We start from the raw sequence: 23123 nt of genomic DNA, 5'->3' as shown, positions 1-23123 counted from the left end.
AGGTTTTTATTTATGTCTAAATTATCCAAACAAGATAAAATTGATATTTACAATAATTGGAAAAATTATAATATATCAGCTAACCAGGCAGCTAAGGAATATGGAGTAAATCGGGCAAACTTGTTTTATCTAATTACGTTAGTAGAACGCCATGGGATAGAGATTCTTGATACTGGTTATACAAACTACTCAGTTGAATTTAAGGAGAAAGCTATCAGAAGAGTTCTTTTTAATCACGAAGTAGCCGATCAAGTATCTTTAGAATTAGGATTGTCTAGTCGGGGCATGATTTATAATTGGATTCGCAAATATAAAGAAGATGGGTATAATGTCATTAATCATAAGAAAGGCAGACCTACCCATGAAGGACAAAGACAAACAGATTCAAGAGCTTCAAAAGCAAATAAAGGACCTCAAACGGAAGAACTTAAGACTTACTGTCGAGAACGAATTTGTAAAAAAATTGAACGCCTTAGTCTCACAAAGAACCAGAGACCAACAGCACAAGAAATAGTTTCTGTGGTTACACAGCTAAGGCAAGAATTATACGTAACCGTTAGTTTTGTGCTTGATACAATTAATTCCAATCCTGATCTGCCGCATTTATCACGCAGTAATTATTACTACACACTAGGCAAGGATGACAAAGATTTAAAGAACGAAAAAATCATGAAGCGGATTAAGAAAATATTCGAAGAGCACAAGCCTCGATATGGTTATCGCAGAATTACTGCTCAATTGCGTCGTGAAGGCATTATAGTCAATCATAAGCGTGTTAAGCGCTTAATGGTCAAAATGCATTTATATGCCATTTCGATTAGACGCAGATTTAAATATTCAAGCTATAAAGGAACTATTGGAAAAATCAAGCCCAATTTAATTAAACGTCATTTTGCGGCGATTATCCCAGATAGGCATTGGTACTCAGATATTACTGAATTTCACCTTAATGGAGAAAAGCTTTATCTATCACCTGTGATGGATGGCTGCAGTCAAGAGATTGTTGCTTATACATTAAGCCGTCATCCAGTATTGAAACAAGTAATGGACATGCTGGATCAAGCTTATCAAAAGCATCCAGCTCTTAATGGCTTAATTTTTCATACTGATCAGGGCTGGCAATATCAGCACGCAGCTTTTCAGGCATGGCTTGAACATCATGGTGTTTCCCAGTCTATGTCACGCAAGGGCAATTCATTGGATGATGGCTTAATGGAGGGCTTCTTTGGCATTCTTAAACGAGAAATGTTCTATGGCTTTGAAAAGACATTCAAAACCATGGATGAATTAGAACAAGCAATCAAGGAATACATTCATTACTACAACCATGATAGAATTAAAACAGTACTAAAAAACCATACTCCGATAGAATATCGAAATATGGTTTTAAATAAAGCAGTTCAATAATATGTCCCAAATTTGGGGTTCATATCATTTCTTATGCTTTTTAATATTTCAAATCTTTAAATTGCTTATTAGCATTTTGTTTAGCTAAAGCTTCACTCTTCCAATAGACGGCATTTGTACGACCATTAGAATTAGCAGATACAACCACACTCTGACCGTTCTCAGTATGTGGTGCAAGGTAAGTACTCCCTTGACCAGGTTGTTGGCCCATATTAGTAAAACTATAGAAATTAATGCCATTGATAGCAGTTTGCTTCATATAGCCAGTAGTGGTATCTGAAGAACCAGTATTCTTCTTCTTAACATCCATACTAAAGCCAGCTTCATCATTAATCTTATTGCTTGAAACTGTTAAAGTATCAATATTGCCATTGCCAGTATCGGCAGTGTACCAAGTACCTTGCAAGTTCGCCGGAATCACACTAGCTGATGATTTATTGCTTTGAACAGGTGACGTCTTGCTTGCGGCCTCATCGCCCTGCAATTTAACGTTTAGTTGCGTATTCTTAGCTAAACTATCAACTGTAGTGCCAGCCTTCTTACTATTTAAGTAATTAACAATCTCACCTAAACTGATAGTACCTAAATTACGCTGCTTAACGAAGATTGTAACCTGTTTATCACTACCATCGCCGCCACCTAACATGTAACGGGCATTGCTACTCTTACCTGTACCACTAACTTCATAGACATAGCCAGAGTTATCAGCACTGATTCCAGTAGCATCCTTAGTTCTAAACGCTACATCTAAATTGCCCTTTTCAGCTGCATTTAAGGCTATCTCCCAAGTATCGCCATACTTTTGTGCAGCATAAACAGTAATTGCACTAGCTGTAGTCTTATAGTCCATCTTGTCAGCTGACAATTTAACAAAATCATCATTGCTACTACTCTTAGAACTAGTTGACTCTGCAGTCGGCTTGGTAGAAGTCTTCTTAGCTATTTTACTTGACTTAGCTGATTGTGATTGAGTATTCCCTTGGCTGCTTTGACTGCATCCTGCCAAAGTTAAAGCTGCAGAAATAGCAACCAATACAGTTAATTTCTTTTTCAAAAGGATTCCCCTTTTCTAATTTTCCTATCTTATTTTTTATAATAATCATTATAATAATCATATTATAAAAAGCCAGTTTAACCAAATTTTTACAACAATTTTATAGAAAAATTACGATTTTTACTTAAGACTGGCAAATACTGCATCTCTGTTAATTTTAGCTGACTTAATTGACTTCCAATAAGATCCTGTAAAATCGCCAGTATCAACGCTGTAAGTCGCTATTGCATGTTCACCGTCTTTCTTTTGCACGGTATAGAGCAGACCAAAGCCTTGCTGATTCAAGCTCTGAACGTGATAGCAATCAATTCCATTGATGTTTTCCATCCGAGCACGGGCCCACTTTTCGGTTTGTTTAAAAGATACTGGAGCAAAACTAGCATTATCAATCATATGAATTTCTTCACCATTGATCGTATGATCAGTTACCACTAGCTTTTTCCCCTGGCGATTATACCAAGTACCACGCAAGCTCTTAGGAATAAAGCTCAAGCCGTTATCACCCTTAACACCATATTTGTCTGACGTAATTGCCGCTCCTATTTTGGTAATAGCCGCTAATTGTTTAACTTGATTGGCTTGTTCATGACTATTTAAGTAGTTGACAACATTGCTTAATTCAGCACTGCCCTGCTTTTTCTTGCCAGTATACCAAGTAATCTGGTCATCCTTTACCGTATAAAAAGTATCGGCTTCCTTACCATCATCACTTGCCTCATAAATATAATCTTTGCTCTTAACGCGAAAACCAGTATGATTTTTTACGCTCACACTGAGCTTAGTAGCTTGAGCTCGTTGATAAAGTTTCTGCCAATGTCCCTTATATTTCATTGCTGCATAAATTATAAAAGCACTAGCTTGCTCAGGAGCATTTAGCTTAGTAGTTAGGCCCTGCTTTTGAGTATTAGCCTTGCGCTGATTATTCATATTATTAGCCGTATTTTGATTGCAGGCAGTTAAACCTAATGCCATCAATATTCCAATTAGCGCTAAAATTCTTTTACTCATTGCATTACCCCAGGCTTCGTTATGAACACAAAAATATCCCTAACTTACATTAGGGATATCATTTTTAAATATTATATAGCAAATTCAGCTAAAAATATATTTAATTTTAATTAAATTTTACCAATTCATGTAACGTTGACGTTCCCAATCTGAAACGGATTGTGAATACTTAGACCATTCCAATTCCTTGGATTCAATAAAGCTACGAGTTAAGTGGTCACCCAATGCACTCTTAATCAAGTCGTCAGCCTTAAATGCCTTAATAGCATTGTGCAAAGTAGTTGGAAGTGGCTTGATGCCCTTTTCAGCTCTTTCTTTTTCGCTCATTTCAAAGATGTTTTCTTCAACTGGCTTCATTGGCATCTTGTGTTCCTTGATTCCGTTTAAACCGGCAGTCAAACATGCAGCTAAAAGCAAGTATGGGTTAGCAGTTGGATCAGCTGAACGCATCTCAAGACGAGTATTGATTTCAACAGCACTTGGAATACGAACAAGTGGTGAACGGTTCTTAGCAGCCCAAGCAATGTAGCAAGGAGCTTCGTAACCTGGAATTAAACGCTTATATGAGTTAACAGTTGGGTTGCCAATTGCAGTAATTGCACGCGCATGTTCCAAAATACCATTTAAGAAGTAAAGTGCAGTATCTGATAAGTGGAATTCACCATTTTCATCATAAAAGACATTCTTCTTGCCCTTAAAGAGTGACATGTTATTGTGCATCCCGTTACCAGCTTGGCCTTCAACCGGCTTAGCCATAAATGTAGCGAATAAGCCGTGCTTTCTTGCAATATGACGAGCAACCATCTTAAAGGTTTGACATCTATCGGCAGTTGCTAAAGCATTATCGAATCTAAAGTCAATTTCTTGTTGACCGTCACCTACTTCATGGTGAGCAGCTTCAACTTCAAAGCCAATGCTTTCAAGAGTCTCAACGATATCACGACGATATCTTGCACCTTCATCATCTGAAGTCATATCAAAGTATGAAGCGTGATCTGGAACTTCTGTAGTCCAGTTGCCATCTTCGCCTAACTTGAAGAGGTGGAATTCCATTTCAAAACCAATGTCAAATGCATCAAAACCGGCATCATTCATTTGCTTAATAATTCGCTTCAAGTTATTTCTTGGATCACCTGCAAAAGCTTTACCATCAGTAGTATGAACTGAACAGATCAAACGACCGATTCTGCCACCGTGTTCGTCGCCCCATGGTAAAATTGACCAAGTTGAAAAGTCAGGGTACAAAACCATGTCGCTTTCTTCAAGCCGAACGAAGCCGTCAATTGAAGAACCATCAAAACGAATATCGTTAGTCAAGACCTTGTCAAGTTGACTAGTTGGTACTTCAACAGCCTTTTCAGTACCATTAATATCAGTGAAGCATAAACGCAAAAATCTTACGTCGTTGTCTTCAACTTCTTGTTTAATTTCTTCTGCAGTATATTGTTTACTCATAGTCTTATTCACCTATAAAAACTAAAAATATAAAATTGGTCTGGTCCTATGATTAATTTTTATCTCCTAGAACTATTTAATAGAATAGCAGACCAATTTCAAAAAGTCAAATTGGTCCATTAAAAATTTCGAAACTTTACTTTTTGTTAATCATTATTAAAAAAGGTATCGCACACAGCGTTGACAATTGCCACTTTATCATGGGCATAGGTCAGACCGCCTTGCATATAGACAGCATAAGGCGGTCTAACCGGACCATCGGCTGAAAACTCAATCGTTGAACCTGAAACGAAATTGCCAGCCGCCATAATAATTTTATCTTCATATCCTTCCATGTGGACTGCTTCAGGAGTGACGAAAGAATCAATTGGCGAGTTTTTCTGTACTTCTTGCACAAACTTAATCATCTTATCAGGATCATTAAAAATAATTGTTTCAATGATGTCACTACGCTTCTCATCCCAAGCTGGCGTCACATTTAACCCCATCTTGGCAAATAATGCAGCCGCAAAGATCATGCCCTTCTCAGCCATTCCTGTTACATTAGGCGACAAGAAGAAGCCCTCATAAAAATCATGCAAGTTGCCGATTGTAGCTCCTTCATCAGTGCATCCCGGTGCAGTTAGTGCGAGTTTAGCATTTTCAACCAATTCCTTTTTACCAACAATATAACCACCGGTCTTGGCTAGACCACCACCGGCATTTTTAATTAAAGAACCAGCCATTAAATCCGCACCATATTCGGTAGGCTCATGCTTTTCAGAAAATTCACCATAGCAATTATCGATAAAGACAATGCTATTTGGACTTACCTTTTTGACAAAAGCAATCATTTCTTTGATTTGATCAACAGTAAAAGTCTTTCTAGTGGAATATCCGCGTGAGCGCTGAATAGCAACAATCTTGGGCTGATCACGCTTTAAAATCTTTTCAGCTTCATCATAGTCAATTAAATTTTGATCATTTAATGGTACATAAGAGAATTTAATCCCTCTTTCAGCTAAAGTGCCGCGCTTATCGTCAGTTAAGCCAATCACCTTTTGTAAAGTATCATAAGGCATTCCTGTTAAGTAAGTTAACGTATCACCATATTTCAAGTTGCCATTTAATGCCGTAAAGAGCGTGTGCGTACCTGAGACAAATTGAGGACGAACCAAAGCATCTTCGGTTTGAAATACCTGTGCATACACTTTATCTAATTTATCACGACCAATATCATCATCGCCATAACCAGTTGCACCATTGAGATCAGCTTCAGCTACATCATTGTCTTGAAAGGCTTTTAGCACCTTAGCTTGGTTGTAAACGATTTGATCTTCAATTTCTGCCAATTTTGGCGCAATTTGCTGATCTACTGCTTTAACAATTTTTTGTAATTTTTCTGGTAAATTATTCATTTAGCCATTCACTCGCTTTTCTAATAATCTTGGCTTCACATTCTGGATCGTTTAAGGGATCAAACCAGGTAATTGGCAATTGATTTCTAAAATAAGTCAGTTGCCGCTTGGCATAGCGTCTAGAGGCCGTTTTTAATTGAGTAACGCATTCAGCCACTGTCTTTTCGCCCGCAAAATAAGGGAAAAATTCTTTATAAGCAATAGCTTGCAAAATTTGATGCTCTTTCGTCCGATTATCATAAATAAAACGCGCCTCGTTAAGCATCCCCTTCTCTATCATCTTATCTACACGCAAATTGATGCGTCGATATATTTCCTGACGATCAGAATTGAGGCCAATAATCAAATAATCATAGCGCGGCTTAATCTTTTTTTGCTGCTGTGAAAATTTCTTCCCCGTGCGATCAATCACTGTTAATGCCCGCATCGCTCTACGTGTATTCTGTACAGGAATCTTTTTAGCTGCCGCCGGATCCTTAGTGTTTAATTTTTGCCATAATTTTAGCGGGCCATTTTGCTTTAAAAAATCTTCCCATTTTTGAGACGTACCACGATCTTCATTCTTTTTTTCACCTAGCTGCATCTGATTCAGCAAGGCATTAACATAAAAACCAGTTCCGCCAGCTAAAATAGGCAGTTTATTTTGCTCGGTAATTTGAGTAATTGCTTTTGTTGCTTCAGTAACAAAGTCTTTGACTGAATACTCATCAAAGATCGATCGGGTATCAACTAAATAATGCTTTACCTGCTCTTGCTCTTCCTTAGTCGCCTTGGCTGTACCGACTGCCACTTCACGATAGACTTGCATTGAATCTCCTGACACGATTTGTCCATTCAATTGCTGAGCAACTTTTATTGCTAAATCAGTCTTGCCAATTGCAGTCGGTCCTACGATTGCTAATACTTTTTGCATAAACATCCATTCTCGTTAATTTTGATACAAAAAAAGCACATTGGATCTCCTCCAAATGTGTCTTTTTAATTAATATTTAGACTTCTTAGTTCTGCCATCCCATGCTTCGAATCCACCCTTAAGCCAGTGGATAGAAACAAAGCCCTTCTTCTTCAAGAAACGGGCAGCTCTTAAAGTAATCGTATTGGAATCCGAATAAAGATAAACTGGCAAGTCACTTCTTAACTCACCATATTGATACTTAAGCATTGTATATGGCAGATTACGGGCACCATCAATATGTTTCCGCTTAAATGGTTCTTTCTCACGCAGATCGATGATTTGTGCCTTCCGCATGCCCTCTTTAAATTCTTTATTAGTCATCTCGCCACCGATAGACTTAGCTTGAATCTTATTCCAAGCCCATATACCACCAATTCCTAGTAAGATAACCAATAAAACAATATCTAAGACAATTAAAAAACTCGACATAAACTCTAATCTGCCCTTTCATAAAAACTTACAAATATAATGATACCGCTAATCTAATTTACTTGCTATCTTTTTTAGCGTCTTTCTGGCGTTCTTTTTCTTTTAATTCTTCAACGCGGTGCTCTTTACGTAAAATCAGCTTAGCCACCATATAATCATGCGGATCTATTATCCCCGCACGATTGATATTATCTAGCTCCAAGGCCATTAACTCAATGTCCCAGATCCGTTTACCTACATGAACCAAAATACCATATTTTTCTAACAGCTGCTGTACATCATATAAAGTTTTCATCAGAAGTTAATAACCATCCCTGTTCTAACTGTCCAAACAACATACACGATTAGTACCGCACCAGCTAAAACCCGCCACTTAGGGTTATAAGTCTTCATTATATGATCACCCATGATAATTGCGAGCAAAAAGCCACTAATCAAACCACCAAGATGCCCCCAAATATCAATACCTGGTACAAATAAATCTAGTGCTAAATTAATCAAAGCTAATACAAAGGCTTGCCGTCCTAGATAGCTAATCATTGGGTTGCGCATGTTACGTAAACCAATGGCGGTCATTGCGCCAAAAAGACCAAATAATGCGGTTGAAGCCCCTGCACTAAGGCCACGATCTGAGCCAAAAGCCAAACTAAGTAAATTACCACCTATCCCGGCTAGCAAATAAGTAGCTAAGAAACGCCAATGACCCATCAACGGCTCCATATAAAGCCCCATGTAGTAAATAATCACGGCATTAGAAACCAGGTGCATGACACCAATATGCAAAAATTGAGCAGTAAATAAACGCCACCACTGCTGACCAACAACCACGGCAAAATTGCTCATGGCGCCCATTTTCATTAGCACGTTAGTATTTTCCGAGCCGCCTAAAAATACTTCTACCAAAAAAACAGCGAGCAGTATAATTAAAATTCCTAAAGTCACAAATGATTGTGAGAGGTTAATTTTGTGATTCATATAATCCCCCTTAAACTTATCATTGTGATTATTCTAATAGATTTTTTCAGTTGTCACAATTGTTTGCACTGGCACATCTGTCTTTTCAACTGGCCAATTAGCCTGTCGAAATTGCATCACTTTATTTGCCAAAGAGACAGTCTGCCGCTGATATTTAGCTAAGAAACGATCGTAATAACCGCCACCAAAACCTAAACGAACATGCGAATCTAATGCAAAGGCTAAGCCTGGAACCAGAACAACATCAAGTTCATTGTTGATTTCTGTATGATCATCTTCAGCGATTTCCTCTACACCAAATTTTGATCTCACTAATTTGCTTTTATATGTATAATGTAAAAAATCTAAAGTATGCTCTTGATCAGTTCTAGCTTTAGCTAAATAAACTTCCTTGCCTTGATCCCATAAACGAGCAATCAATTCAGATGTATCTACTTCCATTGGTAAAGATGCAGTAACGCCAAATGTTTGGCTATCCTTTACTATCTTTAACCCCAAAAATTTTTCAAGTAATTGACTATCTTCTTGCTTTTTATCTTGGAAATTTACATATTTTTTTAATCGTTTTATCTGTTGTTGTCTTAATTCTGATTTTTTCATATTTTTACCTAAAAACAAAAAATAGCAGGCACACAACCTGCTACTTTGGTTTATTACTTAGTTTCACGGTGAAGTGTTACTCGTCTTTCAACTGGGCAATACTTCTTCAAAGATAAACGTTCCGGATGCTTACGCTTGTTCTTCTTAGATAAGTAACTTCTATCGCCACATTCGGTGCATTCCAAAATGATGTTATCTGCCATTTTTTTCACCACCTACACTTTTATTCTGACTGTACTAGAATAGCATTTTTCAAGCAATTTGACCAGTAAAAATTGTTATTTTGTGGAATGAAGTGCAAAATAATCCTTAATCATGGCCTTTGCAACCTGTAAAGTATACGTTCCTTCACCATCTGGGTCAAGTCCTGGGAAGACTACTGCCACAGCCAATTTAGGGTTCTTAGAAGGAGCATAGCCAATGAAAGTTGCGTTAATCAATTCAATATTGTGTTTTCTGTTAGGATGTTCCGCATCATAATAGAATGTCTGTGCGGTACCAGTTTTACCAGAGATTGAAGGCTTAACATTCTTTAATGGGTGAGCCGTACCCCAACCATTAGTTCCATGAACAACGCGCCAGAACCCTTGTTGAACCACGTTCAATTCAGCTGATGTCCAAGGAATAGATTGCTGAACATTAGGCTTTTTGTTATAGCTAATGTAGACCTTCTTACCATCCTTGCTGGTGCGCCCAACTGATTGCACAATATACGGTTGCATCCGATTACCACCATTAGCAATCGTAGAAACATATTGCGCTAATTGAATTGGCGTATAAGCATCATAGTTACCATAAGCCAAGTCGAGGACAGAACCTGACAAAATATTGCCTTTAGAGTTAAAGGATTTACCTTCAATTCCTGAAACCTCTCCTGGCAAATCAACATCGGTTTTTTGTCCTAAGCCAAACATCGCAAAGTTTCTTCGCAACACATTAAACGAGTCATCTGGCATATGAATGTATTGCTTAGGCACGTATTTGGCGCCAACCCATTTCATCGCTAAATGCATCATATAAATGTTACTTGAAACTTCCAAAGCCGTTTCTGCATCTAGGGCACTGAATGTACCGACTGGATAAACAGATTTCTTAACTGGTGAGCCAGGTAAGTAAATTGGCGTATCTGGCAAAGTATTATTAGTTGGCGTGATCACATGATTAATTAAACCACCAGAAACCGTTGCTCCCTTAACAACAGACCCCATAACAAATGATTGGTTAATTACGCCCAAGGCATTATCGGTTACTTTACCTGTGTTAGTATTGCGATTAAGTCCAGCAACAGCTAGCAAAGCTCCCGTCTTAGGATTCATTGCAACGGCATAAGCACCATTAGAATAACGAGCCGCCCCAGCTGCTTCAGCTGAACTATAAACTCGTTTAAGCGCAGCTTGAACCTTCTTTTGATATTGCGCGTCAATCGTTAGCATCAGGCTAGCACCCGCTTGACCGTCATAAACGGTTTTAGTTTGCTGAATATTGCCGTTAGACTTAGTAGTTACACGGCTAGTCGACTTAGTACCCTTCAAAAGCGATTCATACTCTTCTTCAAGATATGATATACCAACTCGATCATTTCTGGAATAGCCATTTCTTAAGTAATACTGTAGATTATCACTTGGCAAACCGGATTTTTCAGTTGAAACAGAACCAATGATACTTTGAATAGATGAACCGTTAGGATACGATCTTTGCCAGTCAGTCCCAATGCCGACTCCTGGCAATTCTGATAAGTGTTCACCTACCTGCGCAATTTCTTTATCAGTCAGATTTTTGTTTTTCACATAAATCGTTGATAAAGTATAGGCCCCTGAAATCTTATTGAAGATCAAAGCTGCAGTCTTTTCCTTAGGCGTAAGCTTAGGATCCATCTTTTCCACATAGGCTAAAGCTGCCTTATAGACTTCACCATTAGTCTTTTTATTGCCATCAGGATCAACCTTGGCTGACCTAGGTAATTTAGCCGTAATTCTAGTGTTATTATCACTATTAGCTAAATAATAATCAGCTATCATTTGCTTTGTGGGCTTTTCATCGGTAATCTTAATGTAATTGCTTAAGGCATTGGAGATTTTATAAACATCTGTCGTCGTTATCGACGCACTCTTGGTATAGGTAATGGCATTGGTTGCCTTATTACCAACTAGAATCCGCCCTTTAGCATCATACATTACCCCACGGGGCACCTGATTAGAGATAACAGTTGAATCAGTTCTCTGCACTTCCGCCTTAAAACGAGAGCCATAGACCAGCTGCAGATATGCCAGCTGACCAATTAGCATCGCGAATAAGATCAGGATTACGCCCAGAATGATTCGCATTCTTATTGGAGTAGAGGACTGCTTATTGGAGCCAGTCCCACTATTTTTTCTAAAATAATCCACGTATATCGTCCCTTACTAAAACTGTCTGTATTTTAACAAAAACTGAACGTTAATTCTACGATTGAGAATGGAGCTTTGACAAATTTTAATGAAACATTATTTTACTATGCATAAATTATCTTTCAATAAAGAAACTCTCTTTTATTTCATAAGTTTTATTTTACCGGGTTTAATCTTTGTGAGCTACTTTTTCTATACCCACAACGGTATTTTAACAGTAGATTTAGGTCAGCAATACGTTGACTTTTTAGCTTTTTTTAGAAGCAACCTCTTCACGCATCCCCTTAAACTAATCTACACCTTTTCTAACGGCTTAGGTGGCTCAATGCTAGCTACTGACGCTTATTATCTCTTTAGTCCGTTTAATTTATTGCTGTTTTTATTCCCACAAAAATTCGTTCCCCAAGCAATTTTAATCATTATTGCATTAAAAATCGCAATGGCTGGCTTGACTAGCTATTACTATTGGCATCAAAAAATCGCTAATTATTTCTATGTTTTAGCTGCTAGTTCATCTTACGCTTTATCTGGTTATGTAATTGGCAATTACTATAACTTAATGTGGCTAGATGCAGTTTTGCTTTTGCCTTTATTAATTGATGCCATAGATAAAGTATTAGCTAAGCAAAAAAATCATTTAACACTAATCACCTTTCTATTATGGTTAACCAATTTTTACACAGCTTTTATGGCACTATTATTCGGCTTGCTTTATTTCTTAACTAAGATCTTCTTCATTAAAAAAGAAAGCAGATTGCCACTTTTTTGGAATTATCTCAAATGTAGCATGTTTGGTTCCTTCTTCAATGCTTTTATGTTGCTGCCTGTTTTTGTAGAAATGCTGCAGGGCAAAGCTGCGTCCTCAGCTCAATGGTCATGGGGCTTTCAGTTCCCACCATATGAACAATTTAGCAAATTAGCTGATGGTGCCTACAACTTTCATGAGATGCAGGAAGGGATGCCTAATATTTATATCGCCCTGCCCCTGCTTATGTTTACAATCCTATATTTCTTAAGTAAAAAAATAAATTGGCAAAATAAACTAGCTAACGGCTTATTATTATCATTTTTAATTGCTTCATTGTTTTGGACACCGTTAGTCTTACTATGGCACTTAGGTCAATTTCCAGTGTGGTATCCAGGTCGTTTTAGTTTTGTCTTGATCTTCCTCAGTTTGAACCTAGCGATTGACTTTCTTCGACAACATGAAAAAATCTCGCTTATTCAAATTGGCATCTTAGCTATATTAGCATTGGGATTAGCTATTTACTTATGCTTAAATCAAGGTTTTGAATTTTTAACTCAAGAAGCACAAATTTCATCCTGTAGTTTTCTTGCATTAGGTCTGCTTTTTATTGGCTTAATCTATCAAAAAACTGAATTAGCCGCGCCATTCTTTTATTTAATTGTAGAACTAGAATTAATTATCAATGTTGTACTTTCTTTAGGCAATTTGGCATATCAGAAAGACAGCGATTTTCAAAACTTCGCTGCTAATACTAACCAGGCTATGCAATACTTAAAAATGCATGATCAAGGCTTTTACCGCACAGAAAAAACTTTTTACCGCTCAGATGGTGATCCCTTTACGGCTGATTATAACGGCCTCAGTAGTTTTAATTCCATTTCTGACCAACGCGTTCTTAATCTTTTAATGAATTTAGGTTTTGTCAATAACAGTAATTCCTATAATAATTTTGGTGGCACGCCAATTACTGATGATTTATTAGGGGTTAAATATTATCTCTTACCCAACAACGATATTATTCCGCTACGTAAAAACAAGCAGATGAAATATGATAATCCTAATCACCGAATTGATGTTAGCGACTATGCAATGCAGAAAAAATTCAAGCAATTACTAATAGTAAAAAATAATCATGCTTTGCCTCTACTATTCCTTTCGCCAACTGCTCCTAAAGAAATTAAGTTTGATCCTGCCAGCATCAGTAATAACCAAAACCTGTTATTTAAACAGGCTACTGGTAAGAAAACGCAGCTTTTTACCCGTGTTATCTGGCCTGATCCTAAAAAAAATGGCGTCACTGGTTGGGAAGGCGGCTGGATGCAATACTCCAGAAAAAAGCATGCTCAAGTTAGTCGCGTAATTTTTAATTTCAGACCGCATACTAATGATTCTTATTATCTCGAATTGCCAGGCGATCTTGATGAAAATAGCACAGAAATTCATGTTAACGATTCTAACCTTAATTTATCCGTGCGTGATCCCGACCCACGATTAATTAATCTAGGCAGCCAAATGCAAGGCCAACGTATTCAAATCGCTATCACTCTAAAAAAGAACGATTTAAATCTAAATTCAGCTAACTTATGGCGATTAAATACCACTAAATTAAATACGCAAATCACCGCATTCAAACGAAATCAACCAATATTTTCGCAAGCTGGTTTAAAAATCAAATCCAACCGGTTTGCAACCAAAAAAGCAATGACCATGAATTCCACTATTCCTGCTAGCTCCAATTGGCTCATTTTTGACAAAGGCAAACTGCTGCATCAGAATAAAACTTTATTCATGAAGACATTTTTAAACTTTAAATTAGTTAAAGGACAGCATCAAATTACCTTAATTTATATCCCATGGATTTTTCTAATCGGATTACTGATCACTATTATTTCAATCATTATTTACTATTTTTCGATAAAAAATACGCACTGTTAGCGCTAACAGCAGAAATAATACTAGACCTAGCCAATAAAAATGTAATAAAATGTATACGTTATCATTTGGATAAATTAATATAGAAGGAAGATTTAATTATGGCTCTTAAATACCAAATTGGTGTTGATGCAGGTGGTACACATTCTACTGCAATCGCATATGATGAAACTGGCAAGGAAATCGGTCGCGCAGAAGGCGGTACAGGTCAAATTAACGCTGACTACGAAGGCGGTATCAAGAATATTTCAGATACAATTAATGAACTGCTGAATAAAGTCGATGGCGACTGCATGCGCGTTTTAGTTGGGATTGCGGGTTTATCTGTTGTAGGTAACGCACCAGAAGTCGCTGCAACTATTTCATCAAGAATCAATAACTTGCCTACACGCGCAATTACCGACTCACTCTTAGCTCTATATGCTGGTCTTGAAGGTGATGATGGTGCTTTGGTTATTGCCGGTACCGGATCCGTTTATAATGGTTTACAAGATGGTCACTTAATCGCAGTTGGCGGTTATGGTAATATCTTAGGTGACGAAGGTTCAGGTTATGCAATTGCTCGTTCAGCTATGCAATCTGCACTTCTTAGTTGGGACAAACGTGAAGAAAATTCACTTATCCCAATGTTTACCAAGTTATTCGATGTAGAACACATGAATGAATGCAATGCTAAGTTCTACAGAATGTCTAATCCAGAGGTTGCTGGCATGGCCGTTCACGTAGCTAAGCTTGCTGACGCCGGCGATGAAGATGCAACCAAGGTTATTAAAGAACAAGCTCACCTTCTTGCTCGTGATATCTTGATCGGTTTGAGTCGCTACGAAGATCCTAAGCCAATGAAGATTGCCTTAACTGGTTCTGTTTTAGCCAATAATGCTATGCTTAGAGGCTTAGTTGAAGATGAAGTTAAGACCCAATATCCTGATGTTGTTTTCTCAATTTCTAATGGTGAAAATGCTCGTGCTGTTTTATTCGACAAGAGTAAAGATTACCGTTACTTCACTAACCATGAAGATCACTAATGATCTGTTCTAAATAGTTACAAAGAAGCTCACAACTTTGCATAAAGGTTGTGGGCTTCATTTTTATCCATATTTTTAGTCGACATCCAAACTATACAATTCTGGATGATTTTTCAAATACAAAATCTTTAGAAGAAAACTTATTTGTTTTCATATTCACTACCTTCAAAATTACATATCAATTACTTTTTTAAGCTAAAGATGCTGACAATAACTCTTGCCACTAAATTTTTGCTCTATCTTTATTCGGACATTCGGGCTTTTCATGTTCTAATTGACAATTTTCAAGATAGTCATCAATACCCGCCTTAAAATCTTGTTTTAATTCCGCTAAAGTTTTTCCTTCATAAGAAATGAAAGTATTTTCTAACCCTAATACTTCACCAAACAAGATGTCGTCTTCTGTTTCAATAGTACCCTGATATCCCTTGTAGGTTAGTAGACTCATAGCCTTATACCTGCCTTCCTTAATCCATCCCTTCACTTTTTTAATTGATATTGTTTAAGAGTGTTCTGTGGATGTGGTTTATGTAGATTAATTTTAACATCACCACGCTCAAATTGCACTCGTGAGCCACTTGTACGACCTTTGTTTAATAGCTTAAAACCTGCATATCTCATTAATCTAATAGCTTCATCATATGTAAAGTCACCAGGATTTTGCTCAAACTTCTTGATCAATTTTTTCATTTGATTCAAAAAAACTTCACCTCTTTTGCGTTTAATTTTCAAAATTTACCTCCCATTATTTATTACGCAAAAAAAGGCCAAAATTTTTTGAGAAAAATACAAAAGACCGAAATTAATCAAAATTTCGATCTTTTGTACAGTAATTAATTTATCTTAAATTTTACTTACTCAATTGCTCCAAGTGTTCCTTAATCTTATCAGCAGCACCTTGCAACTTTTCACGTTCATTTGAAGTAAGCTTGAGTTCGACTACCTCTTCAATCCCATCGCGACCAATGATTGCTGGATAGCCAATATAAGTCTTAAATTCTGGATTATAAACTGAAACTGGGCAATATAACCGAGCATCGCTAAACACAGCTTGTACTAAACGAACTGCACAGGTAGCAATAGCATAACTGGTATAGCCCTTGCCTTTAGCCACGATAAATGAGTTCTTATTTGATTGTTCACTAATCTTCTCTTGCTCATCTTCGCTAAATAACTGCAAGGCAATTTTATTGTTAACTCTAACCGTTGACCAAGCAGTAAATTGTGAAGAACCATGTTCACCCAACACAAATCCTTCTACATTACGCGGATCTTGACCCAATTTTTCACCAATAATTCTTTGAACTCTAGCAGTATCAAGGAATGTACCAGTGCCAAAGACACGATTCTTCTTTAAGCCACTTGTTTTTTGCAAAATTTGCGTAATGGCATCACATGGATTGGAAATGTTAATCAAAACACCATGGAAACCTGATTCCTTGATGTCTGCACCGACTTCTTTAGCATTCTTAGCGTTTAAATCAAATTCACCAAAGCGGTCGCCGGTCTTAACTGAAGCTGCAATATCACCAAAGGCTGTAATGATAATATCTGCATCTTCCAGGCCATCCCAGTCTTGTTTTCTTACGTTGACATAGCTGTCGTTTCTAGCCAAAGTGTCATGCAAATCATTATATTCAGCATTTACTTTGTCTTCATTTTTATCAATTAAAATTAAATCGTCAACCATACCATGGGTAAATAAAGTATATGCAACTGTAGCACCAACATGCCCCATGCCAATTATTCCTACTGTTCGCATTTTAAAAACCTCTCTACACAAAAAGGTCAGGAAAATCCCGGTCTTTTTTGCTAATTAAGCTTTAACCTCGTTAATTACAACGTCAAATTGACTACCAGGAGTGGTAATTGATACGGTTTCACCCTTCTTTTTGCCCAAAAGAGCTTGAGCGATTGGTGAATCGTTAGAAATCTTGCCGTTTAATGGGTCAGATTCATCACTACCAACAATAGTGTAGGTTTCAGGATCATCTGTACCGACCTCAGTATAGGTAATAGTCTTACCAACTGAAACTTCATTAGGATCAACACTGTCAGCATCAACAACTTGCGCATACTTAAGCATGTCTTCAACTTGCTCAATTCTGTCTTCTACATGACTTTGCTCGTCCTTAGCTGCATCGTATTCGGAGTTTTCTGATAAGTCACCGAATGAACGTGCAACCTTAATTCGCTTAATTACTTCCGGACGCTTAACTAATTTTAAATTTTTCAATTCTGCTTGAAGTTTTTCTTTACCTTCAGCAGTCATTGGATAAGATTTTTCAGGCATATTTTTAACTCCTCAGAAATTAAATTTTCTTTGCACTGATCAATAATATTGGTTTACACCAGTAAAGTCAACCTTTAACGAACTTTAATGTCAAGATCATTTTCAAGGCCAGCTCTGATCTTGTCCATAGCGTTATTAACAACCTTGTCAGTTAAAGTATCCTTTTCGTTTAAGAAGGTCAAATTGTAGGCAAAACTCTTCTTACCAGCTTCAATATGGCTACCTTCGTAAACATCGATTACTTTAAGAGCCACTAAGTATTTACCAGCATTAGACTTAATGACATTTTCAACTTCTTGGTTAGTAACTTCCTTATCGACCAAGAGTGATAGGTCACGTTCAATTGCTGGGAACTTAGGAGCTGGCTTAGCAGTCATTCCTTTAGTCAACATTGGGATAATAACATCCAGGTTAATTTCATAACCGTAAAGTTCGCTGCCGCGAAGAGCCTTGTCAGCAAAAGTTACAGCATGAGCAATCATTCCAATCATCCCAACATATTGCTTATCAATATAAATGCCAGCAGTTCTCGTTGGGTGCATCCCTACAATTCCTTCAGCTTTATAAACCACTCTTTCAGGATCAATCCCTATTGCAGTAAACAAGTTAGTCAATTGGCCCTTAACAAAGTAGAAGTCTACTTTTTGGGTCACATGTTGCCAATTTTCTGCAAAAGTATTACCTGAATAAAGAGTAGCTAAATGTTCATGCTCATTAAATGTACCACCATCGTGGTCATAAACTCTACCCTGTTCAAAGAAGGCTAATTGGGTTTGCTTTCTAGCGAAGTTGTAGCTAGCAGCGTCAACCAAACCAGTCATCAAGTTTTGACGCATAACTGAACGACCTGAGTTAAGTGGCATTTCTACTTTAGCAACAGCCTTAGGATCCTTAGTGTAGCGAACAGCCTTTTCTGGTGAAGTCAATGAATAAGAAATAGCTTCCATCAAGCCTTGGCCTTGAACAATAGCCTTCATCCGACGCATCATTTCTTCTTTTTTGGAATAGCCACCATGAGTTTCAGCTAGCAGAGGCTGAGTCGATTTCAAATTGTCATAGCCGTAAATTCGACCAACTTCTTCTACCAAGTCGGCTGGAATGGCAATATCCCATCTTCTGTTTGGCACATGAACAGCAATCTTGTCACCGTCTTGGTCAACGGGGAAGCCCAAACGATCAAAGATCTTAATCATGTCAGCTGCGCTAATTTCAGTACCTAAAACCTTATTAATGTATGAAACAGTAGTATTAACTACCACTGAACCACGCTTTTTATCAGTAGCCTTTAAAATGCCTTCATCAACAGTAGCTGAAGCATCATTTCTAAGCAAAAGTGCAGCCATGTTGATTGCCTTCTCGGTTGCATCCCAGTTAACGCCTTTTTCATAACGACTTGAAGCTTCGGTACGGTTAGCATGACGAAGAGCAGCCTTTCTAACCAAGGTTGGGTCAAAAATAGCTGATTCCAAAATGACGTCAGTAGTTTCTGAAGTGATTTCAGAATTAAGTCCGCCCATCACACCAGCCATCATTACCGGCTTATCGCCATCAGTAATCACGATATCGTGCGGATCAAGCTCAACTTCTTTTTCATTAAGCAAAGTAAGCTTTTCGCCCTTGTTAGCCAATCTAACTTCAAGCTTGCCAGTAGCAAAAGTCTTGGCATCATAAGCATGCATTGGTTGACCAGTCAAAAGCATGACGTAGTTAGTAACGTCAACGACATTGTTAATTGGACGAATGCCGGCATTCCACAGACGTCTTTGCATCCAAAGTGGCGAGTCTTGAATCTTAACGCCAGTCAATTTACGTAAATAAAACTTAGGAGTAAGCTTTTCATCAACCTTAGCATCAAGTGAGTCAGTCCAAGCGGGACCGTCTTCTTTTAATACAACGTCTTCAACCTTAGGCTTTTGATCAACAATGGCACCAACTTCATATGCGGCACCTTCCATGCCCAAAGTATCGGCACGGTTAGGCGTAATATCGAAGTCCAAGATGTAGTCATTCATGCCAAGTGCTTCATAAACGTCTTCCCCTGGCTTAACGTCAGCGTCTTCTGGGAAGACATAGATGCCGTTGGCAAATTCTTCTGGTACAACACTGTCGCTAAAGCCAATTTCTTGCATGCCACAGATCATGCCGTAGCTTTCCATGCCGCGGATCTTACCCTTCTTGATCTTTTCATTGCCGGTAATGCGAGCACCGTGTAAAGCAACGATGACCAATTCACCTGCGGCAACATTAGGCGCACCACAAACAATTTGCAACGGTTCATCTTCACCTACATCAACGTGAGTCAAGTGCAAGTGAGTGCCTTCAACGCCCTTGCAGTCAAGCACTTTACCAACAACTAATTTCTTTAAGCCCTCTGCTGGATGCTTAACATCAGCGATTTCTACGCCAGTACGAGTGATTTTTTCAGCTAAAGCGTGAGGTTCTTGATCTAAATTAAGAAAATCTTGTAACCAATTATATGAAACTAACATCTATTAATTTTCCTCCTTACGGAATTGCTTCAAGAAACGAACATCGTTAGTGTAGAAGTCACGAATGTCGTCAATGCCGTACTTCAAAATAGCAAAACGATCAAGTCCTAAACCAAAGGCAAAACCACCATAAATAGTGGAATCAACGCCAGCATTTTCCAAAACATTAGGATGAACCATACCAGCACCCAAAACTTCAATCCAACCAGTATACTTACAAATCGGGCAGCCCTTGCCATCACAATTGAAGCAGGATACATCCATTTCAACTGATAGCTCGGTGAATGGGAAGTAACTTGGACGAAGACGAGTTGCTCGATCTTGACCAAAGACGTGCTTGGCAATCATTTCCAAGGTACCCTTTAAGTCACTCATCGTAACGTGCTTATCCACTACCAAACCCTCCATTTGCATGAATTGATGGGAGTGAGTAGCGTCATCATCATCACGACGGTAAACCTTACCAGGACCAACCATCTTTAATGGACCCTTAGCAAAATCATGCTTTTCAAGCACACGAGCTTGGTCACCTGAAGTTTGACTTCTCAGCAGATTTTCGTCATCGATATAAAAAGTTGCTTGCATATCACGAGCTGGGTGACCCTTAGGCAAGTTCATCATTTCAAAACAGTAATGGTCAGTTTCAATTTCTGGACCTTGCACAACTTTGTAACCCATACCGATAAAGTAGCTTTCAAGATCGTCTAAGATAATATTGATGGGGTGCTTAGAACCTAAATGAGCTTCACGTCCTGGCAAAGTAACATCAATCTTTTCATCTTCAAGGCGCTTAGCCAAAAGTGCTTTAACCATTTTTTCCTTAGCAGCATCCAATTGCGTATTAAACATATCACGTAATTCGTTCACCTTTTGACCGACTTCACGTCTGTTCTCTGGTGCAACGTCACGCATCGAGTGTAAAATCTTGGTTAATTCGCCTTTTTTACCAACTAATTTAACTCTAACTTTATTTAAAGCATCTTCATTAGTTGCCTTATTGATTTGGTTAACTCCCTCTTCATGGAGCTCTTTCAACTTATCAAATAAGTCCATTAAATCTTTTTCCTTTCACAATAAAAAAAGCTCCGTCCCTTCATAGGGACGAAGCGTCGCGGTACCACCCTAGTTTGAGCATCTTAAGCTCACACTTTAATTTTCGTTAACGGTGAAATACCGGAATTGATTAGATTCTACTCCCAAGATGAAATTCACAATTGCTTCTTTTATCTTTTCTTTCAGCTATTTAAAAAAGATTCTCTGTCTCAAAAAGCTAATCGCTACTAGTCTTGATCTCAGTAATTAATTAATATGATATTTCTTTTTTGATTTTCTTGCAAGTCCTAGGCCCATTTATCGGCCCAATGATGCACTTGATCAAAGACTGGCTTAAGTTCAGCACCTTTTTCAGTTAGCCCATAAGAAATAATGCCAGTCTTATCATCTACTGTTCTGCGAACGATTTGATCGCGTTCAAGTTCCTTCACCCGTTCAACCAAAACCCGATCAGAACAAGCTTCGATGCAACGAGCTAGGTCCTTAAAACGCATATCTTCGGTATCACAAAGTGAACTAATAATTAAGCCATTCCACTTTTTGCCAATAATCTGGAAAGCTTTAATAAAATGTTTGCATAATTCATAATCTTCTGGGCTACAAGGAGCCTTTTCTTGTTTTTCTTTAACCTCAAGCATAAGTGATTCCTCCATCATCTAATTCCAACAAAAAATATTAGCATATTTTAACATAATAGTTGAGTTGTTCTTGCTAATGATCATTATAGAAAATTCACTTACTTAATACAAGTGTTATGCAAAGTGATAGATCATAATCCCGGCAGCTACTGCAGCATTTAACGATTCAGCCTGTCCCTTAATTGGAATATACAACTTCTCATCACTTAAATTGGCAATCGTTTCACTTACGCCATGTGCTTCATTGCCGATAATTAAAGCAAGCTGGGGTACTTTTTCAAAGTCTGGCAATTGTTTAGCAGTTCTATCTAACATGCTAGCATAAACCGGAATGCCAATATCTTGAAAATCAGTAATAACATTAGCCAAATCGCGTTTAATTAAGTCAATATGGAATTGACTGCCTTGCATTGCTCTTTGTGTTTTTGGATTGTACAAATCTGCACTTTCTGGTGACAAAACCACGCCATCAAATCCTGCAGCATCCGCAGTTCTAATAATCGTACCGACATTTCCCGGATCAGCTAAATTATCCAGCAATACCCATTTGCCAAAATTAAATGGGAATTCACGCGGCTGGTCAATTTTAAGCACCATAAAAATTTCTTGTGAATTCTTGGTGCTGCTTAAGTGTCGAGCAATCGCTTTGTTGATCAAAATTACGTTTTTACCACTAAGATCAACATCATACTTTTCTTCTGCCTGATCAAGTGCCTGTTCAGTACCCAAAATATATTGATACTTCTTGTTAGCCTTCATTGCTTCTTCAAACAAGTGAAAGCCCTCAATCAAGTAGCGATTTTCTTCGTCACGATATTTCTTTTGCTTTAATTTAGCTAATTTCTTTACTGTTGCATTGTTAACTGAACTGATTTGTTGCATATTTTTCTCCTTTTTGCTTCTCTCTACATTATAGATGATAATTAGACATGTTAAAATTAAAGATGAAACTGTTTTTAAAAAGAGGAAGCAAATATATGGAAACTAGAAAATTAGTCGTTTCAGGTTTAGTACAAGGCGTTGGCTTTCGCTGGAGTACTCAAAATTTAGCCAATCAAATGGGCATTCCTGGCACAGTAAAAAACAACTCTGATGGTACAGTTACTATTTTCTTGCAAGCCGAAGGTAGCGAAATCGAACGTTTCATTGAAAAATTGTCATCCGCATCTGGTTTTGCTCATATTGAAAATATTAGTCAAGAATCTGTCCCAAATGTGGAAAAAATGCATGATTTTCATGTATTATATTAGATGTATCTTTTTAATAGAAAATAAGTGG

At 37.8% G+C, this 23123-nt stretch carries 23 protein-coding genes and 1 other annotated feature; of the genes, 4 read left to right on the top strand and 19 right to left on the bottom strand.

The window, feature by feature from the left end:
- Nucleotides 1-12: 12 nt before the first annotated feature.
- The gene (locus ICI50_RS03240; protein ID WP_244964964.1) at nucleotides 13-1407 is read left to right on the top strand and encodes an IS3 family transposase; all 1395 of its coding nucleotides are present in this window, start codon (nucleotides 13-15) and stop codon (nucleotides 1405-1407) included.
- 40 nt (nucleotides 1408-1447) lie between these two features.
- Here ICI50_RS03240 and ICI50_RS03235 read toward each other — a convergent pair whose 3' ends face one another.
- The 11 genes from ICI50_RS03235 to ICI50_RS03185 all read right to left on the bottom strand — a co-directional run bounded on the left by ICI50_RS03235 (nucleotide 1448) and on the right by ICI50_RS03185 (nucleotide 11667).
- Entirely contained in the window at nucleotides 1448-2461 is a 1014-nt protein-coding gene (locus ICI50_RS03235) for a hypothetical protein (RefSeq protein WP_013853780.1), read from the bottom strand.
- A 120-nt stretch (nucleotides 2462-2581) separates the two neighbouring features.
- Nucleotides 2582-3469, bottom strand: a complete 888-nt coding sequence (locus ICI50_RS03230) for a hypothetical protein (protein WP_013853779.1) — start codon at nucleotides 3467-3469, stop codon at nucleotides 2582-2584.
- 117 nt (nucleotides 3470-3586) lie between these two features.
- Nucleotides 3587-4924, bottom strand: coding sequence for a type I glutamate--ammonia ligase (gene glnA, locus ICI50_RS03225; RefSeq protein ID WP_188891930.1), 1338 nt, complete (start codon nucleotides 4922-4924; stop codon nucleotides 3587-3589).
- A gap of 146 nt (nucleotides 4925-5070) precedes the next feature.
- On the bottom strand, nucleotides 5071-6321 hold the full coding sequence (locus ICI50_RS03220) for a methionine gamma-lyase family protein (protein ID WP_095342476.1): 1251 nt from the start codon (nucleotides 6319-6321) through the stop codon (nucleotides 5071-5073).
- Nucleotides 6314-7234 carry a tRNA (adenosine(37)-N6)-dimethylallyltransferase MiaA gene (gene miaA / locus ICI50_RS03215; protein WP_056940990.1) on the bottom strand — a complete coding sequence of 307 codons (921 nt, stop codon included), beginning with the start codon at nucleotides 7232-7234 and terminating at the stop codon, nucleotides 6314-6316. The genes ICI50_RS03220 and miaA overlap by 8 nt, the downstream gene beginning before the upstream one ends.
- A 69-nt stretch (nucleotides 7235-7303) precedes the next feature.
- The gene (locus tag ICI50_RS03210) at nucleotides 7304-7705 is read right to left on the bottom strand and encodes a rhodanese-like domain-containing protein (protein WP_013853775.1); all 402 of its coding nucleotides are present in this window, start codon (nucleotides 7703-7705) and stop codon (nucleotides 7304-7306) included.
- 58 nt (nucleotides 7706-7763) lie between these two features.
- Nucleotides 7764-8000 (bottom strand): YqgQ family protein, encoded by a 237-nt coding sequence (locus ICI50_RS03205; protein ID WP_013853774.1) that lies wholly within the window; start codon nucleotides 7998-8000, stop codon nucleotides 7764-7766.
- Nucleotides 8000-8680, bottom strand: coding sequence for a rhomboid family intramembrane serine protease (locus ICI50_RS03200; protein WP_013853773.1), 681 nt, complete (start codon nucleotides 8678-8680; stop codon nucleotides 8000-8002). Before ICI50_RS03200 ends, ICI50_RS03205 begins: the two co-directional genes overlap by 1 nt.
- Nucleotides 8681-8713: 33 nt before the next feature.
- Nucleotides 8714-9280, bottom strand: a complete 567-nt coding sequence (locus tag ICI50_RS03195; RefSeq protein ID WP_013853772.1) for a 5-formyltetrahydrofolate cyclo-ligase — start codon at nucleotides 9278-9280, stop codon at nucleotides 8714-8716.
- 53 nt (nucleotides 9281-9333) lie between these two features.
- Complete coding sequence (gene rpmG / locus ICI50_RS03190) at nucleotides 9334-9483, bottom strand: 50S ribosomal protein L33 (protein ID WP_006351577.1); 150 nt, start codon at nucleotides 9481-9483, stop codon at nucleotides 9334-9336.
- Nucleotides 9484-9558: 75 nt separating this feature from the next.
- Complete coding sequence (locus tag ICI50_RS03185; protein ID WP_013853771.1) at nucleotides 9559-11667, bottom strand: peptidoglycan D,D-transpeptidase FtsI family protein; 2109 nt, start codon at nucleotides 11665-11667, stop codon at nucleotides 9559-9561.
- Nucleotides 11668-11755: 88 nt separating this feature from the next.
- Between ICI50_RS03185 and ICI50_RS03180 the strand changes: the two genes are divergently transcribed.
- Together ICI50_RS03180 and ICI50_RS03175 are read left to right on the top strand one after the other, a co-directional pair.
- Nucleotides 11756-14350, top strand: coding sequence for a YfhO family protein (locus ICI50_RS03180; protein WP_188891928.1), 2595 nt, complete (start codon nucleotides 11756-11758; stop codon nucleotides 14348-14350).
- 98 nt (nucleotides 14351-14448) lie between these two features.
- Nucleotides 14449-15372, top strand: a complete 924-nt coding sequence (locus ICI50_RS03175) for an N-acetylglucosamine kinase (protein WP_013853769.1) — start codon at nucleotides 14449-14451, stop codon at nucleotides 15370-15372.
- 223 nt (nucleotides 15373-15595) lie between these two features.
- Here the strand turns inward: ICI50_RS03175 and ICI50_RS03170 are convergent, their stop codons facing one another.
- The 8 genes from ICI50_RS03170 to ICI50_RS03135 form a co-directional block, all read right to left on the bottom strand.
- Entirely contained in the window at nucleotides 15596-15820 is a 225-nt protein-coding gene (locus ICI50_RS03170) for a hypothetical protein (protein ID WP_013853768.1), read from the bottom strand.
- Nucleotides 15821-15852: 32 nt separating this feature from the next.
- Nucleotides 15853-16104 (bottom strand): type II toxin-antitoxin system HicA family toxin, encoded by a 252-nt coding sequence (locus ICI50_RS03165; RefSeq protein WP_013853767.1) that lies wholly within the window; start codon nucleotides 16102-16104, stop codon nucleotides 15853-15855.
- A gap of 118 nt (nucleotides 16105-16222) precedes the next feature.
- Nucleotides 16223-17134, bottom strand: coding sequence for an L-lactate dehydrogenase (locus tag ICI50_RS03160; protein ID WP_013853766.1), 912 nt, complete (start codon nucleotides 17132-17134; stop codon nucleotides 16223-16225).
- Between the two features lie 54 nt (nucleotides 17135-17188).
- Nucleotides 17189-17665 carry a transcription elongation factor GreA gene (gene greA, locus ICI50_RS03155; RefSeq protein ID WP_054640395.1) on the bottom strand — a complete coding sequence of 159 codons (477 nt, stop codon included), beginning with the start codon at nucleotides 17663-17665 and terminating at the stop codon, nucleotides 17189-17191.
- A 74-nt stretch (nucleotides 17666-17739) separates the two neighbouring features.
- Nucleotides 17740-20154, bottom strand: a complete 2415-nt coding sequence (gene pheT / locus ICI50_RS03150; protein WP_188891926.1) for a phenylalanine--tRNA ligase subunit beta — start codon at nucleotides 20152-20154, stop codon at nucleotides 17740-17742.
- Between the two features lie 3 nt (nucleotides 20155-20157).
- Nucleotides 20158-21207 carry a phenylalanine--tRNA ligase subunit alpha gene (gene pheS, locus ICI50_RS03145; RefSeq protein ID WP_025084207.1) on the bottom strand — a complete coding sequence of 350 codons (1050 nt, stop codon included), beginning with the start codon at nucleotides 21205-21207 and terminating at the stop codon, nucleotides 20158-20160.
- A gap of 41 nt (nucleotides 21208-21248) precedes the next feature.
- Nucleotides 21249-21457: a binding site (T-box leader), on the bottom strand.
- Nucleotides 21458-21494: 37 nt separating this feature from the next.
- Nucleotides 21495-21845: a winged helix-turn-helix transcriptional regulator gene (locus tag ICI50_RS03140; RefSeq protein WP_013853762.1), complete on the bottom strand. Its 351-nt coding sequence runs from the start codon at nucleotides 21843-21845 to the stop codon at nucleotides 21495-21497.
- 114 nt (nucleotides 21846-21959) lie between these two features.
- Nucleotides 21960-22727 (bottom strand): TrmH family RNA methyltransferase, encoded by a 768-nt coding sequence (locus tag ICI50_RS03135; RefSeq protein WP_056940988.1) that lies wholly within the window; start codon nucleotides 22725-22727, stop codon nucleotides 21960-21962.
- A 95-nt stretch (nucleotides 22728-22822) separates the two neighbouring features.
- Between ICI50_RS03135 and ICI50_RS03130 the strand changes: the two genes are divergently transcribed.
- Nucleotides 22823-23095, top strand: coding sequence for an acylphosphatase (locus tag ICI50_RS03130; RefSeq protein ID WP_056940987.1), 273 nt, complete (start codon nucleotides 22823-22825; stop codon nucleotides 23093-23095).
- The last annotated feature ends 28 nt before the right edge of the window (nucleotides 23096-23123 follow it).

It is taken from the genome of Lactobacillus kefiranofaciens, assembly GCF_014656585.1.
Taxonomy (GTDB): Bacteria; Bacillota; Bacilli; order Lactobacillales; family Lactobacillaceae; genus Lactobacillus; species Lactobacillus kefiranofaciens.
The sequence above is the reverse complement of the archived record's forward strand: the minus strand, read 5'-3'. Positions and strand labels throughout refer to the sequence as shown.

Bases quoted from the DNA above. Each gene is read 5' to 3' on its own strand.
- ICI50_RS03160 (WP_013853766.1), bottom strand. From the start codon at position 17,134: ATGCGAACAGTAGGAATAATTGGCATGGGGCATGTTGGTGCTACAGTT.
- ICI50_RS03210 (WP_013853775.1), bottom strand. From the start codon at position 7,705: ATGTCGAGTTTTTTAATTGTCTTAGATATTGTTTTATTGGTTATCTTA.
- ICI50_RS03220 (WP_095342476.1), bottom strand. From the start codon at position 6,321: ATGAATAATTTACCAGAAAAATTACAAAAAATTGTTAAAGCAGTAGAT.
- ICI50_RS03240 (WP_244964964.1), top strand. From the start codon at position 13: ATGTCTAAATTATCCAAACAAGATAAAATTGATATTTACAATAATTGG.
- miaA (WP_056940990.1), bottom strand. From the start codon at position 7,234: ATGCAAAAAGTATTAGCAATCGTAGGACCGACTGCAATTGGCAAGACT.
- rpmG (WP_006351577.1), bottom strand. From the start codon at position 9,483: ATGGCAGATAACATCATTTTGGAATGCACCGAATGTGGCGATAGAAGT.
- ICI50_RS03195 (WP_013853772.1), bottom strand. From the start codon at position 9,280: ATGAAAAAATCAGAATTAAGACAACAACAGATAAAACGATTAAAAAAA.
- ICI50_RS03205 (WP_013853774.1), bottom strand. From the start codon at position 8,000: ATGAAAACTTTATATGATGTACAGCAGCTGTTAGAAAAATATGGTATT.
- ICI50_RS03200 (WP_013853773.1), bottom strand. From the start codon at position 8,680: ATGAATCACAAAATTAACCTCTCACAATCATTTGTGACTTTAGGAATT.
- ICI50_RS03230 (WP_013853779.1), bottom strand. From the start codon at position 3,469: ATGAGTAAAAGAATTTTAGCGCTAATTGGAATATTGATGGCATTAGGT.
- greA (WP_054640395.1), bottom strand. From the start codon at position 17,665: ATGCCTGAAAAATCTTATCCAATGACTGCTGAAGGTAAAGAAAAACTT.
- pheT (WP_188891926.1), bottom strand. From the start codon at position 20,154: ATGTTAGTTTCATATAATTGGTTACAAGATTTTCTTAATTTAGATCAA.
- ICI50_RS03170 (WP_013853768.1), bottom strand. From the start codon at position 15,820: ATGAGTCTACTAACCTACAAGGGATATCAGGGTACTATTGAAACAGAA.
- pheS (WP_025084207.1), bottom strand. From the start codon at position 21,207: ATGGACTTATTTGATAAGTTGAAAGAGCTCCATGAAGAGGGAGTTAAC.
- ICI50_RS03130 (WP_056940987.1), top strand. From the start codon at position 22,823: ATGGAAACTAGAAAATTAGTCGTTTCAGGTTTAGTACAAGGCGTTGGC.
- ICI50_RS03175 (WP_013853769.1), top strand. From the start codon at position 14,449: ATGGCTCTTAAATACCAAATTGGTGTTGATGCAGGTGGTACACATTCT.
- ICI50_RS03180 (WP_188891928.1), top strand. From the start codon at position 11,756: ATGAAACATTATTTTACTATGCATAAATTATCTTTCAATAAAGAAACT.
- ICI50_RS03140 (WP_013853762.1), bottom strand. From the start codon at position 21,845: ATGCTTGAGGTTAAAGAAAAACAAGAAAAGGCTCCTTGTAGCCCAGAA.
- glnA (WP_188891930.1), bottom strand. From the start codon at position 4,924: ATGAGTAAACAATATACTGCAGAAGAAATTAAACAAGAAGTTGAAGAC.
- ICI50_RS03135 (WP_056940988.1), bottom strand. From the start codon at position 22,727: ATGCAACAAATCAGTTCAGTTAACAATGCAACAGTAAAGAAATTAGCT.